Genomic DNA, 13,338 nt, shown 5'->3' with positions numbered 1-13,338 from the left:
CGCATGCGTTCATGCGCATCGCACGGTCGTTCACCGCAGACGGATGCCGATGCTGGCGGCGAAGGCCGGGGCCAGGTCGGCGATTTGGTCGAGCGTCATCGTCACGCCATGCAGATATTCCACGTCTTGGATCTCCTCGAGTTTCGCGCCGCGCAGGTCCACGTCGGCGAGGGACGCATGACGCAGGCTCAGCGAGCCGATGGAGGTGCCGGGGAAGGCGACGCGGGCAAGCGTGGCGTCGGCCGCGTCGAACTGGTCGATCCGGCAGTCGCGGAAGACCACGTCGCGCCATTGCGCGGCGCGCAGATTGAGATATCCGATGCGGCAGCCCTGAAACTCGACCGAACGCAACACCGATTCCATCGCATCCATCGAACCGAACCTGCTGGATGCGAATCCGCTGGAAAACATCGAGGCGCCGACCATCGACAGCCTCACCATGCCGCAGGCGTCCATATCTGTTCCCGTCAGCTGCGCGTGGTCGCATGCGAATGTGCCAAGAGACAGTCCCTCGAACGCGCAATCGAGGAACGATGCCAACGTCGCGTCAAGTCGCTCGTCCACCTCCATGCGCTGTCCCTCGAAACGCAGCGTGTCGAAGGAGCCCTCCTGTTCGATCGAAAACAGGCGGGCGTCGCGGCGTTCCGCGGCGGGAGCACGCGTTGGGATACGGGGTGCCTTCGTCTCGGCGTCGCGTCGTTGTGTCTGTACCATCGCTTCGTTCCTTCTTCTTTCCGTCGCGTGCGTTGATGGATGTGTCGCTGGCTCGCGCGGGTTCAGCGAGTGGCGGCTGCTCCCGCGTTGGCGTTGGAGGAGCCGGGGCCAACGGCACCTGTGGAGCCGTGGGATTCCGTCTTGCCGGGCGCATTGTTCGTGCCGGAGCCGTTGCTGCCGCTGGTGCCGTTTGGCTGGGTGGAACCCGTGCCGTCTGCGCCGGAGTCGCCCGTGTCGGAATCGCCTGTGCCGGCGCCATCCGTATCCGTGCCATTGCCGGCGGAGGAGGATTGGTCGCCAGGAGTGGAACCCGTTGGGCCCTCGGAATTGCCGCCGTCCTTGTCATTGGTGGTGGCGTTGTCGTCGGTCGTGTCGCCGTGTGCCGCGTCGCCATCGGTGTTGGAGGAATCGTCGCCGTTCGCATCGTCCCTTTCGGGAAGAGGAATCGAAGGCTGCGGCTCGGGATGCTGGACGGTCTGCTGGCTGACCAGATCGCGCACGACGCTATCGGTGCCCTGCCCGTTCGTGAAGGCTAGGATGACGCCTGCGGTGATGCCCACCGCCGCCAACGCGCTTGCCACCGCCACAATGATGGCGATGCGCTTCGTGCGTTCCGCACGTTTTGCCGCATCGGCGAATCGGTCCGTGGCACCTTGCGACGCGTCGTATGAGTCTGCGTCATGTCCCGAGGACGACACAAGCCGAGGTATGCGCGCCGTGGCATCCGTCGTTTCATCGGTTGCGTCTTCCTCTGCATCATTGGCCTGTGCCGCCGCATCATTGGAGCTGACGCGCGCATCATTCTCCTCGTCCGCGTCGTCCGCGTCATCCTGCGGTGCCATGCCCGCGGCGACCTGCAGCTTCTCCGACGAGGCATGGATGATGTTCTTGTATATCTGCGATGCCGCGGCCGAAACGATGGAGCCAACGGCCACGCCGATCACCGAACCGGCGATGCCGATCTTCGCCGACAGCAGGAACGAGGTGACGGCGGCGAGCGCGCCCGCGCTCAGCTGCGAAACCGATATTCCATTGAAAAAATTCCTCACGGCCTCGACCGTAACGCATGTGGCTTGCAATCCACTGAACGGATGGTGAAAAGGCCGCGTATCGTCACATCCTTTCCGCTGTGAGGGGAGTTCCATCGCGAAATATGTGAGGTTCTTCACAAATGCCTATATTGAGGCGCGGAGGCGCTAAAATACATAACGGTGGGAAGGCTCCACGAGGTTGGGGTTTGCTTGCTCCCGGGTTGTGGTATGGGCTGCGGGGGCGAGAACGGGGAACCTTCCGCGCATTTCCCCTTCGATTTCGCTACGTCGTATGTTTCGTGATGTTAGTCACAACAGACGGCTGCCGGGGCCGGAACCCGGTCGGCGCGCCAGTTGCATGCAGTAGTGTGGGGAATGACAGAACATCGCGTGAAAGGACGCACATATGGCAACGCTCACCGCTGAGATGAAGGAATTCATTGCGAACAACCTCGGTTGGGTCGCCACCATCGACAGGGACGGCCAGCTCGACCTCGGCCCCAAGATGAGCCTGTTCGCGCTCGACGACAGCCACATCGCCTACCACGAGCGCACCGCCGGCAAGACCTTTGAGAACCTGAAGAACGGCTCCCCGCTGGTCATCGCCTTCGCCAACCTCGCCGAGAAGAAGGGCTATCGTTTCCGCGGCAACGTGACCCTGCACTCCGACGACGCCATCTACGACGCGCAGGTGAAGGTTGCCGAGGAGAAGGGCACCAAGGTGCCGGCCGTCATCCCCGTCCTCGAGGTCATAGAGATCCAGGACCTCGCCTCCGGCGCCAACGCCGGCAAGACCATCGTCAAGGACTGATCCCCGACTCTTCCCTCGAGGGCCCGCGTCGTCGCCGATGACGCGGGCCCTCGCATTATCCCTTCGTGCTTCTAGAATGACCCCTCGCATATCGACCGTTATGGGGATGGAGGCAGGGCATGATGACGCAATCCAGGAACAAGGGGTATTTCGCCTACGCCGAGCTGTTGTTCACCTTGGCGATGATGATGTGGACGACGGTGTGGCACACCGAGGCGACCGACCTCAACCGCACGCCGCGCATCATCGAGCTCGTGCTTTTCGCCATCATCGGCGTGGCATGCATCGCCATCGCCGTCATCAAGGGCCGGCTCAACGCCAAGGAGATCCCGTGGCTGTGGAAGGCGGCCGCCGGCTATTGCGCCGGCGTGCTGGTCGTGCTGTTCGCGCTCGGTGGCTTCTCCGTCGTGCGCATTCTCGCGCTTGTGGCCTGGGTCGTCTACGAGATCTTCCTGTACCGCGCCGCCAAGCGTCGGTAATCGTCGTCTCCGGGGTCCGCTCGCAGCGTCGAACGTCCGCATCGTATGCGGAGCGTCGCCATGCGGAGGGATGGCGCGGTCTATAGTTGGCGTGACGGCGCGAACGACGCGCCATGGAAGGAACGCGACATGACCGACGGGAACGCAACCACGCTCAATGACAGGAACGACGCAGCCCGACAGCCGGAGACGACGCTGCCGGAGGACCGCGAGCATACGACGCGGCATACGCTTTCGCTCGACGGGCGGAACCTCACCTACGACGCGACCGTCGGCACCATCCGCATCGACGGAGCGAAGACCAAGCCGGCCGCCAGCGTCTTCTACGCGGCCTACGACCTGATCGACGAGTCGACGGGCGAAGCCGATTCCACGCGCCCCGTCACCTTCGTGTTCAACGGCGGGCCGGGATCGTCCACGACCTTCCTGCTCATGGGCTCCCTCGCCCCCAAGCGCATCGACCTGCCCGACGCGGCCGCCGTGCCCGCCGCGCCATATGCCCTTGTCGACAATGCGCATACGCTGCTGCCGGACTCCGACCTCGTGTTCATCGACGCGCCCGGCGCCGGTTTTTCGCAGATCCTCGACAAAGCCAAGGGCGAGCTGTGGGGAGTGGACGGCGACGCCAAGGCCTTCAGCGCGTTCATCCGCGCCTATCTGAGCAAACGACGCCGCTGGAACTCGCCCAAGTATGTGCTCGGCGAATCCTATGGCACCACGCGCGGCGCCGCGCTCGCATACCGTCTCCAGCAGGATGGCGTCGCGTTGAACGGACTGGTGCTCATCTCCAACATCCTCAACTACGAGCATGTGTTCGCCACCTCGGACCAGTTCTACGTCGGCTATTTCCCGACCTACGCCTCCGTGGCGCAATACCATGGGCGCGCGGGGAAGGGCGTCGACCAAGCCGAGTTCCTGCGGCAGGCGCGCGTTTTCGCCAACGGGCCGCTGCGCCTCGCCCTGTCCGCCGGCGCGTCGCTCGACGGGGAATCCAAGCGTCGTGTGGCCGCTCGCTACGCCGAGCTGACCGGTCTGGACGCGGGATACGTCGACGAATCCGACCTCAAGGTCATCGATATGCGCTTCCGCAAGGCACTGCTGCGCGACCAGGACAAGATCGTGGGCCGTTACGACGGGCGTGTGGCCGGCTATGACCTCGACCGCATGAACAGCATGGAGACCTTCGTCATCGACGACGAATATCTGAACCCCGCCTATTTCGCGCTGTGCAACGCCTACCTGCGCGACGAGCTCGGCTGGGACGGGGACTGGGAGCGCAAGGGCTTCGCCGACATCGAATGGGACAAGCCCACCGAGGACACCAGCTGGAATTGGTGGCACACGCAGCCCGAGGGCTTGCCGGCCGAGGAAGGGCACACCATCCCGTTCCCCAACGTCATCCCGGATCTGGCCGCGGCCATCGCCCATCAGCCGTTAATGAAGGTGCTCGTCGGCAACGGGCTCTACGACCTGTGCACGCCGTTCGGACAGACCGAATACGACATCGACCACCTGGGACTGCCGGCCCCGTTGCGCGGCAACGTCGCGTTCACCTACTATCCGGCCGGCCACATGCTCTACAGCTCCGAGCCGGCCCTGGCCAAGTTCACCGCCGACCTGCGTCGTTTCTATGCCTCCGACGTCGCGGATCTGCCTGCGATGAACGAACGCAACGCCACGCCCGTCGAAATCGACCTCGATTGATGGGGCGGCCTCATCCATGCGGATGAGGCCGTGGCCGGGTCTCTTTGGCGACATGATGCCTGCGGACGATGCCCATGCGCGTCCGCAGGCCGTACTGTGAAGGCATGACAAGAGAGGAGAGACGAATATGACATCCTTTCTATCCGAATTCAGTCAGCCGTTCCTACTCGCGGTGGCCTGCTGGCCGTTCGCCTCGCTGCTGCTGACCCTGCCGGTGCTCGCGCTGCTCTACCACCGCGACAACAGGCTGCGCTTCTCCGCGGTGCTCACCGCCTATCTGGTCGTGCTCTACCTGCTGGGCTTGGCATGCTTCACGCTCTACCCATTGCCGGCCGATCCGGTCGCCTACTGCGCCGCGCATCATCTTTCCCCGCAGCTCAATCCCCTCCAATTCATCGATGACGTCGCCTCCGACGGGCTGACCGCGATCCTGCAGATCGTCATGAACATCGTGTTCTTCCTGCCGCTCGGCTTCTTCATGGGACGCACCTTCCGATTCCGGCTGCGCGTGGCTTTGCCGCTCGGTTTCGCCGCGTCATTACTCATCGAAACCGCCCAGCTGACCGGCATCTTCGGCCTGTTCCCGTGCGCCTATCGTCTCTTCGACGTCGACGATCTCATCTGGAACACCTCGGGCGCGCTGATCGGCTTCGCGGCGGCCATGCTGGTCAACCGCGTCTTCCCGGTCACGGTGCTGGAGGATGACGTCATCACCGACCGGCCGGGCTTCATCCGCCGCACCATCGCTTTCCTCATCGACCAGATGCTCGCCTCCGTGATCTCGCTGCCATTCTCGTTCCTGGTGTTCGCCGGCTTGGCCGCGCTTGGAGGGGAGCGCGTGTGGAGGGCGGGGTCGGTCGGATCGATGGCGGTGTTCGCGCTCTCCTTCGCCGTGCTCGAGATCGTCGTGCCATGGCGACGCGGCGGGCGCACGCTCGGCGGCGGATTCCTGCGTATGAGCGCGGAGACCAAGCCTCGCCAGGGTGCCGCGCGCGTCGTGTTCTATGTTGCGCGATTCGTCTCGTTGTACGCCGTCACGTTGTTCGGGCATTCGGATCTCTCCCCATGGCCGCAGCTGTGGGTGCTGTTCCTACTGGGTTTCTGGGTGGTCATGCGTCGTATGCCCTATGACCTGTTGCCCTAGCCAAGCTCGCGTCCGGGCTATCCTAGGAGCCGTGAATACAGGGATGACATCAGGTGGCGCAAGGCCCATGACGACGGGACACGTCGAACATGACTTCGGCCCCGTATGGGACGCATCGTCCCGCGTGCTGGTGCTTGGTTCCATGCCCAGTCCGAAATCACGCGAGATGCGGTTCTACTATGGTCATCCCCTCAATCGTTTCTGGCCCGTGATGGCCGCCATATTCGGCGACTGGTCATGCCTGACGGAAGCGCAGCGCGAACGGATGATGGGGGAGGGCATGCCACTGCCATCTGAATCGTCGACTGTGAGCGGGGCGGAGTGGGCGGATGCCGCGCCTGATGACGCGGACAAATCCGATTCCGCGGATGCTGCTTCTGCCTGCGTCGTCGGCTCGTCTTCAACGGGCATCGATGCTCTTGTCGCTGCGCGTCGTGCCTTCGTATTACGCCACCACGTCGCCCTTTGGGACGTCATCGCCTCCTGTGACATCACCGGAGCCTCCGACGCCTCCATCCGCAACGCCGAACCCAACGATCTGCCCGCCGTCATCGCGCCGTCAAACATCAGGCACGTCTTCACGACCGGAGCCAAGGCCGCGCAACTGTATCGACGGCTATGCGAACCGCGGCTGCAAGCCGCCGTATTGACGGACCTATCTATGACGCAGCTGCCCTCCACCAGTCCCGCCAACGCCGCCATGCGACTGCCCCGCCTCGTCGAGGCTTACCGCGTCATAGCCAACGTTGTTAGCGGCGAGGATAGTTGATTGGCACAGAAGGAACCAATCGCGCAGCATATGCATTGGTCGGATGACCCGACCGGGAAGGGGAGCGGGGGCATGGCACAGCATGATTCCGGTGCATTGACGACCCATGATTCGGATACTCGTCGGAAGGGGGCGCGTAGGCGTCGCGCCGTGGTCATCACGCTGGTTGCTGCGTTGTTCGTCGCTGCGCTCGCCGGCGGAGCCCTATGGATACGCGGCGGCGCGACGTTCCCGCTATTCGGCGGACATGTGGCAGGCATGATTACCGGCGAGAGGGGCGTCATGTCTGCGGATGACGCTGAGCAGCACTATCCCCTCCAACCCAGTGCGACGGATTATGACGGCGACGGCGTGGATGATTACACAGATATCTTGCACGGCGCGGCTGCCGACTCCAAGGCGCGACCCGCTTACGACGACGGGTATTACCAAGGCGGCTACCCGCCGGCGGACAAGGGTGCCTGCACCGACGTGGTATGGCGCGCCTTCCGCGAGGCCGGCTATGATCTCAAAGCCATGATCGACGCCGACGTCGCCGCCGACCCCGCGTCATATGCCGGCGTGTCGGCCGCCCCCGACCCCAACATCGACTTCCGCCGCACCGGTGTGCTCGACGTGTTCTTCGCCAAATACGCCCAGACGCTCACCGCGGACACCGCGGACAAGGCCGCTTGGCAGGCCGGCGATATCGTCGTCTTCGAACACACCCGCCATATCGGCGTCGTCTCCGACAAACGCGACGTGAACGGCATGCCGTTCATCCACCACAACATGGGGCAACAGAACCGTGAAAACGATTACCTTGCCTTCCGCACCCACATGGCCGTCACCGGCCACTACCGTTTCGACGCCTCGCGGATTCCCGCGAGCGTTCTCAAGGCTTGGGAGGGATGAACGAACGCGGCGTGAGATGCCTTATGTCGCGTTCGGCACGGCTATGGAAGCTTGCTGTCATGGATATGTTCAGCGCAATCGCAGATAGCGCCCGGTGAGGGAACCGGAATCCGCGGCGATGTGTTCCGGGGTGCCGACGGCGACGATGCGGCCGCCGGAGATGCCGCCGCCCGGCCCCATGTCGATGATCCAATCGGCGTTGGCGATCACGTCGAGGTCATGTTCGATGACGATGACGGTGGCGCCTTCGGCGACAAGACGGTCGAACACGCCCAGCAGCACCTTCACGTCCTCGGGATGCAGACCGATCGTCGGTTCGTCGAAGACGAACACCGCGTCGGCCTGGGCCCGTCCCATCTCGCTGGCCAGCTTGAGCCGCTGCGCCTCGCCGCCCGACAATGCGGGCGTGGGCTCTCCGAGTGTGAGATATCCCAATCCCAGGTCATGCAGTGTCGTAAGACGCGTATGTACCTTCTTGAGCCCGGTGAGCAGAGGCAGGGCTTCGTCCACGTTCATCGCCATGAGCTCCGGCAAGCTGTGCGGCATGTCGATGTCGTCAGCGGCGGTTCCCTGCGTCGTGTTGCCGAGAGAGTCGTTGTCCGCCGCGCGTAGAGCCGTCGTCCGCGATGTCCCCGTTCTGGCGGCGAACGAGCATCGGATGCGCCCGATCTCCGACGCATACCGCGAACCACGGCAGTCGGGACATTCGATGTCCACGTCGGGCAGGAACTGCACGTCAAGCGATATCGATCCCGTGCCATCGCAGGTCGGGCAGCGCAGCCGGCCGGTGTTGTAGGAGAAGTCGCCGGCCTTGAGACCCGCTTCCTTGGCCGCGTCGCTCCGGGCGAACGCGCGCCGCAGGTCGTCGTGGATGTCGGCGTAGGTGGCGACGGTGGACCTCACGTTGGCTCCGATTGGCGTCGCGTCGATGAGATTCGCGCGCGCGATGCCCGCGGCCCCGATCGAACGCACATGGGGCGGCAACGGTTCGCCGGCGACATTCGCCTTGAGCGCGGGAATCAACGACTCCAGCACCATCGTCGTCTTGCCCGAGCCGGACACTCCGGTCACCGCGACCAGTCGGCCGCGCGGAATATCCACTGACAGCGGCCGCACGGTATGTAATACGCTGGTCTCCATATGGATGCGACCTGACTCGAACATCGCCGTTTCCTCCGCACGGCGTCTCACCCGCATGGCCGGAGCGGGCGATGGAACCAGCGGCGCGCCCTCGGACACGTCGTGGCCCGCCAGGGGCAGGAACGGCGCGATGCGACTATCCGGATTCGCGGCGACCGCGCTCACCGTGCCCTGCGCGATGACGCGACCACCCTCCGTCCCGGCCCGCGGACCCATCTCGATGAGATGGTCGCAGGCCGCCAGCACACGCGTGTCATGATCGACCACAACCACCGAATTGCCATCGGCCTTGAGATCGCGCATCACGCCCAGCAAACCGTCGACGTTCGAGGGATGCAGACCGATCGACGGCTCGTCCAGCACATAGAGCACGCCGGTCGTACGATTGCGCACGGCGCGCGCCAATTGCACGCGCTGACGCTCGCCAGTCGAGAGCGTCGCGCCCGCACGATCGAGCGACAGATAGCCAAGCCCCAGTTCCAAGAGACGACGCGCCACATCGAGGAAGGATTCGGCGATATTCGTTGCCATCGGGCGCATCGGAGCGGGCAATGTCGCGGGGACGCCGCGCACCCATGCCACCGCGTCATCAAGTGTCATGGCCGTTGCCTCGGCCAAGGTGATGCCGTATGCGCGTAGGTCGGGCGTCGTGTTATCGGGAATTGCGTTGCTGGGTGTTTCATTATCGGGCGTCGTGCCGTTGGAAGCCGCATCGTCCGACGTCATTTCATGAGGAGTCATCCCATTCGCAACTACATGACCTGGTACGCGACGTTGACCGGTTTCCTCGGCGAGCTGCCCCTCATCCGTCCATATGGCGCCGACCCGCGGTGCCCGGGCCTTGTCCGACAACCGCGTGCCTCCGCAGGCCGCGCAGGGGCCCTCCTTGAGGAACTTCGAGACGCGTTTGAGGCCCTTCTCATCCTTGGCCTTCGCCAGCGCGTTCTCGACGGTGTAGACGGCGTTGAAATACGTGAAATCCAGTTCGGCGAAATCGTCGCCCTTCTTCGGCTTGTAGAGGATATGCTTCTTGACCGCAGGCCCCTCGAAGACGATGCGACGTTCCTCGTCGGTCAACTCGCGGAAGGGCACATCGGTGCGCACGCCCATGGCGCCCGCCACCTGCTTCATCAGGTCCCACATCAACGAACCCCATGGCGCCACGGCACCCTCGTCGATTGTTTTGGAATCGTCCGGCACCAACGAGTCCCGATCCACCTCGCGCACGACGCCGGTGCCGGAACACGTCGGACAGGCGCCGGCGGAGTTGAAGGCCAATTCCTCGGCGCCGGGGCCGAAGAACGATGTGCCGCATGAGGCGCATTCCAAGGCCTGCTCCGCGGCGACGCCCAGGGACGGCGCATGATAGGCGCCACAATGAGGGCAGGGATGCGCGCCGACGCGCGAGAACAACAGGCGCAGCGAATTGAGCAGCTCGGTCATCGTGCCGAAGGTGGAGCGCACGCCGGGCACACTCGGGCGTTGATGCAGCGCGAGCGCCGCCGGCACATGCAGCACACGGTCCACGCTGGCGCGTCCCGCCTGCGTCAGCCTCCTCCTCGTATAGGTGGACAGTGCCTCCAGATACCGTCTCGACCCCTCCGCATAGAGCACGCCCAACGCCAGCGAGCTTTTGCCCGAACCGGACACGCCAGCCACGCCGGCCAGCTGTCCCAAGGGCACATCCACATCGATGCCTTTGAGATTGTGCACTCGCGCTCCACGCACCTCGATGCGGTCGGGTGCGGCGGAGCCGTGGGATGTCGGGGGAATGTCGGTCATGGTTACCTCACCTTATGTGTGCGGAGGATGATATGACGCCCCTCGCCATCAGTCGTGGCGAACAGGTAGGCGTCGCCGCCGTCCTTGAGCCGGAGCTTCTTGCGCAATTGCGCGACGGACAGCGGGGAATTACGTGACGTGATGTTGGCATGCGTCAGATCTCCCAACGCTTCCTTGAGATCGCGTTTGTTCATCGTGGCGATTCGCTCGATGGTGAAGGCCCGCCCGGGAAAGTCTTCGATAGGCTCCGAGGAGACGAACACATGGCTGTTCGGAGCGACCTGACGCGCCTCGTAGCGCGCTTCGAGCAGGTCGAAGCATCCTGCCTTCATCACCGAGGCATTCGGCTCGTACAGGAAATGCCAGTCATCCTGCCCCATGTCGGGAAGAACTGTTGCCTTGGGTTCCTCCACGACGCAGGCCTGAGGCACGTCATACTGAAATTCGACGATGTCGCCGTCCTGCACGCATACGACGCGCGGCGCATCGTGCCGTCCGCGGTCAAGCACGAGCAAAAGCTCCTTGCATTCGTTGCCGGTCGAAACGATATGGACCTCGGCGACATGTCCGTCGAAATCGTCGACGGTGCGATGCCAGTCGAGCATGGGGGAGAGCTTGACCATGACATGCGGCGCCTTGTCCAGCAATGCGGACAGCAGGGCGAGCGCGTCGGGTGTGCAATCCGAAACCGCGTAGGTGCGCGCTCCATGCGCGTCACGTCGCGCCGGGTCGAGATAGATCAACGACACCGGCTCCATGACGCGAAGGTATTCGGCGGCATCCGCTTCGATGACCTCGACCTGATCGAGCCCCAGCGCCGCCATGTTGTGCCGGGCCAGCTCGCACAGATGGGGCTGGCGCTCGACATAGGTGGCCTTGTCGAAACAGCGCGCCAGATACGAGCAATCCACGCCAAGGCCGCCGGTCAGATCGACCAGGGATGTCTCCCCGCCGGCCTCGGCTTCGGCGAGACGACGCGCGACATCGGCCTTGTGCCGCGCCGTCGCCTCGGAGGAGCACTGCTCCATCGACAGATGCGGCGGATACCATATGCCATCGCAGGCCGCCCATTCAGGCAGCTTCGTGCGCGCCGTGTTCCATCCGGCGATCTGCTCCAGCGCCGCCGTCATATCCACCCCAGGCCCCGGCTTGGCATGCAGGGCGAGTTCTCTTGTATCTTCGCCGCGATGCGCGCGCGCAAAAGCGAGTGTCTCCTCGTTCACCATCACATTCCCATTCTATGGGCGATGGTGCGTGTCAGTTGGCCTTCGCTGTCACAGGGCGGTCGTCGCCACGTCGCTCGCGTCGTTCTCGTCGGCCTTGACCTTGTCAATGGCCACGACGATGGCTACGACCAGCGCCTCCAACGCGTCATCGAGCACCGTCACCTCGTAGGAATCTCCCCAGCTCAACCAACGCTGAGCCACCTGCGCGACGACCTGACCGCCGCGACGCACCTCGAAGTGCATGTCCCACCAATCGCCCTCGACCGTGAGACCCTGCGCATCAAGCCGATACTTCGGTTTGAAGAACGAGAACTCCTTGTCGATCGACGCCACCTGCACGCCATTCACGAGCACGTCGAAATGCGGCAGCAGGCTGAGGACCTTCTTCTCGATCACCGCCACCTCGGCGCCATAATCCGCATCGACGATGCGGAACGTCTTCGGAATGCGCAGGAAACTGCCCTCCACGTAATAGCGCGGAGAGCCATTGGCGTCGCTGACCGTGAACTGCTCGGCGAGCGAGAACACCTTCTGCTTGATGTAGAGCCGCTTCATTGGAACCCCTTTCCCAGTCACAAGGAACTCCCCTCAAGTCTACTGTCGCGAGTCGGCAGCGTCGCGGGTTTGTACGCGGACGTCGACCGGTCGCGTCGTGTCACCACTGAGGGTCAGTCGCGCTTGGTGACGACGCTCAACAGCACGGCGGTGAAGATCAGCGCGAATCCGATCAGCGAATTCCATCCAAGGCGCTCGCCCCAGAACAATGCGGAGAACGCCACGGCGAACAGGGATTCGGTGCACATGATGATCGAGGCGCTGGCGGCCGGCACGTGCGCCAGGCCGATGTTCTGCATGATCTGCGCCATCGTCGTGGCCAGAAGGAACAGGTAGAGGAAGCTCGCCATCACATCCGGGGCAAGCCAGTCGGCCGAAGGCCGTGGCTCGGTGAGCAGAGCGCCGCCCAGGAACAGCACGCCCGCCACGGCGAACTGCACGAACGTCACCGCGATCGGGTGGAATTCCCTCGAGAACACGCCCAACAGCGTCAGGTTGAACGCGAAGATCAGCGCACACGTCATCGTGAGCACGTCGCCCACGCCCAGCGACAGGGAACCGGATCCCGGCTTCAACGCCACGAAACCGACGCCGGCCAAGCAGATGATGGCCGCGACCAGATTCACCAGACGGGGCTTCTGCCGGCACACCACCCACGCTGCGAACGGCGTGATCACGCAATACGCCGCGGTCAGGAAGGCGCTGCGTCCCGGGTCTATGGAGGTGAGTCCTATCGTCTGCGTCGTCATCGTGCCCCAATAGGTCAGCCCGACCAAGAGCGCTGGCACGATGATTCGACGGTTGAGATACGGCAGGATGGAACGGTGGAACAACGCCATCATCACCAGGCAGGCGCCTGCCAGCCGCAAGCCCATCAGCCACATCGGCGGGATGGCCGAAAGCGCCACCTTCGCCGTCAGATAGCTGCCGCCCCACAACGCCGCGCAGCACAACAACATCAACCGCGCCAGATTCGGCGGGAAACCACGCGACGCCTTGCTGCGCAGCTGGCGGAACGAAGGCAACCTCATCACCTCATACCATCCTTCGGATTGCGATCCATCCGCGTCCGGAAACGGGCCACGCATA

The 13,338-nt window shown here is 63.9% G+C and carries 11 protein-coding genes and 3 pseudogenes; 6 read left to right on the top strand and 8 right to left on the bottom strand.

Annotated features, from left to right (window positions below):
- Positions 1 to 30: 30 nt before the first annotated feature.
- Entirely contained in the window at positions 31 to 714 is a 684-nt protein-coding gene (locus AC1AUD_RS01400; protein WP_476571387.1) for a pentapeptide repeat-containing protein, read from the bottom strand.
- A gap of 62 nt (positions 715 to 776) precedes the next feature.
- Complete coding sequence (locus tag AC1AUD_RS01395; protein ID WP_476571385.1) at positions 777 to 1,763, bottom strand: hypothetical protein; 987 nt, start codon at positions 1,761 to 1,763, stop codon at positions 777 to 779.
- 388 nt (positions 1,764 to 2,151) lie between these two features.
- On the opposite strand from AC1AUD_RS01395, the gene AC1AUD_RS01390 reads away from it, so the two are divergent.
- From AC1AUD_RS01390 to AC1AUD_RS01365, 6 genes are all read left to right on the top strand, one after another.
- The gene (locus tag AC1AUD_RS01390) at positions 2,152 to 2,556 is read left to right on the top strand and encodes a pyridoxamine 5'-phosphate oxidase family protein (protein ID WP_476571383.1); all 405 of its coding nucleotides are present in this window, start codon (positions 2,152 to 2,154) and stop codon (positions 2,554 to 2,556) included.
- 119 nt (positions 2,557 to 2,675) lie between these two features.
- Positions 2,676 to 3,035: a hypothetical protein gene (locus AC1AUD_RS01385; RefSeq protein ID WP_476571381.1), complete on the top strand. Its 360-nt coding sequence runs from the start codon at positions 2,676 to 2,678 to the stop codon at positions 3,033 to 3,035.
- A 129-nt stretch (positions 3,036 to 3,164) separates the two neighbouring features.
- Positions 3,165 to 4,739, top strand: a complete 1,575-nt coding sequence (locus AC1AUD_RS01380) for a S10 family peptidase (protein WP_476571379.1) — start codon at positions 3,165 to 3,167, stop codon at positions 4,737 to 4,739.
- 127 nt (positions 4,740 to 4,866) lie between these two features.
- Positions 4,867 to 5,883 (top strand): VanZ family protein, encoded by a 1,017-nt coding sequence (locus AC1AUD_RS01375; RefSeq protein ID WP_476571376.1) that lies wholly within the window; start codon positions 4,867 to 4,869, stop codon positions 5,881 to 5,883.
- A gap of 67 nt (positions 5,884 to 5,950) precedes the next feature.
- On the top strand, positions 5,951 to 6,652 hold the full coding sequence (locus AC1AUD_RS01370) for a uracil-DNA glycosylase family protein (RefSeq protein ID WP_476571374.1): 702 nt from the start codon (positions 5,951 to 5,953) through the stop codon (positions 6,650 to 6,652).
- 72 nt (positions 6,653 to 6,724) lie between these two features.
- Entirely contained in the window at positions 6,725 to 7,546 is an 822-nt protein-coding gene (locus AC1AUD_RS01365; protein ID WP_476571372.1) for a DUF1287 domain-containing protein, read from the top strand.
- Positions 7,547 to 7,615: 69 nt separating this feature from the next.
- Here the strand turns inward: AC1AUD_RS01365 and AC1AUD_RS01360 are convergent.
- The 6 genes and pseudogenes from AC1AUD_RS01360 to AC1AUD_RS01335 form a co-directional block, all read right to left on the bottom strand.
- Positions 7,616 to 8,083 (bottom strand): annotated as a pseudogene (locus AC1AUD_RS01360) (excinuclease ABC subunit UvrA); the annotation flags it as partial.
- 131 nt (positions 8,084 to 8,214) lie between these two features.
- Positions 8,215 to 9,313, bottom strand: a pseudogene (locus AC1AUD_RS01355) (excinuclease ABC subunit UvrA); the annotation flags it as partial.
- 195 nt (positions 9,314 to 9,508) lie between these two features.
- Positions 9,509 to 10,468: pseudogene (locus AC1AUD_RS01350) on the bottom strand (excinuclease ABC subunit UvrA); the annotation flags it as partial.
- A 2-nt stretch (positions 10,469 to 10,470) separates the two neighbouring features.
- The gene (locus tag AC1AUD_RS01345) at positions 10,471 to 11,697 is read right to left on the bottom strand and encodes a THUMP-like domain-containing protein (RefSeq protein WP_476571370.1); all 1,227 of its coding nucleotides are present in this window, start codon (positions 11,695 to 11,697) and stop codon (positions 10,471 to 10,473) included.
- Positions 11,698 to 11,742: 45 nt separating this feature from the next.
- Positions 11,743 to 12,249 (bottom strand): LURP-one-related/scramblase family protein, encoded by a 507-nt coding sequence (locus tag AC1AUD_RS01340; protein WP_476571368.1) that lies wholly within the window; start codon positions 12,247 to 12,249, stop codon positions 11,743 to 11,745.
- Positions 12,250 to 12,362: 113 nt separating this feature from the next.
- Positions 12,363 to 13,280 (bottom strand): DMT family transporter, encoded by a 918-nt coding sequence (locus AC1AUD_RS01335; RefSeq protein WP_476571366.1) that lies wholly within the window; start codon positions 13,278 to 13,280, stop codon positions 12,363 to 12,365.
- Positions 13,281 to 13,338 lie beyond the last annotated feature (58 nt).

Source organism: Bifidobacterium sp. LH_730, from assembly GCF_056355835.1.
The sequence above is the reverse complement of the archived record's forward strand: the minus strand, read 5'-3'. Positions and strand labels throughout refer to the sequence as shown.

Excerpts from the sequence above, each read along its gene's own strand:
- AC1AUD_RS01375 (WP_476571376.1), top strand. The coding sequence starts at position 4,867 with ATGACATCCTTTCTATCCGAATTCAGTCAGCCGTTCCTACTCGCGGTG.
- AC1AUD_RS01335 (WP_476571366.1), bottom strand. The coding sequence starts at position 13,280 with ATGAGGTTGCCTTCGTTCCGCCAGCTGCGCAGCAAGGCGTCGCGTGGT.
- AC1AUD_RS01380 (WP_476571379.1), top strand. The coding sequence starts at position 3,165 with ATGACCGACGGGAACGCAACCACGCTCAATGACAGGAACGACGCAGCC.
- AC1AUD_RS01400 (WP_476571387.1), bottom strand. The coding sequence starts at position 714 with ATGGTACAGACACAACGACGCGACGCCGAGACGAAGGCACCCCGTATC.
- AC1AUD_RS01390 (WP_476571383.1), top strand. The coding sequence starts at position 2,152 with ATGGCAACGCTCACCGCTGAGATGAAGGAATTCATTGCGAACAACCTC.
- AC1AUD_RS01340 (WP_476571368.1), bottom strand. The coding sequence starts at position 12,249 with ATGAAGCGGCTCTACATCAAGCAGAAGGTGTTCTCGCTCGCCGAGCAG.
- AC1AUD_RS01365 (WP_476571372.1), top strand. The coding sequence starts at position 6,725 with ATGGCACAGCATGATTCCGGTGCATTGACGACCCATGATTCGGATACT.
- AC1AUD_RS01385 (WP_476571381.1), top strand. The coding sequence starts at position 2,676 with ATGATGACGCAATCCAGGAACAAGGGGTATTTCGCCTACGCCGAGCTG.
- AC1AUD_RS01370 (WP_476571374.1), top strand. The coding sequence starts at position 5,951 with ATGACGACGGGACACGTCGAACATGACTTCGGCCCCGTATGGGACGCA.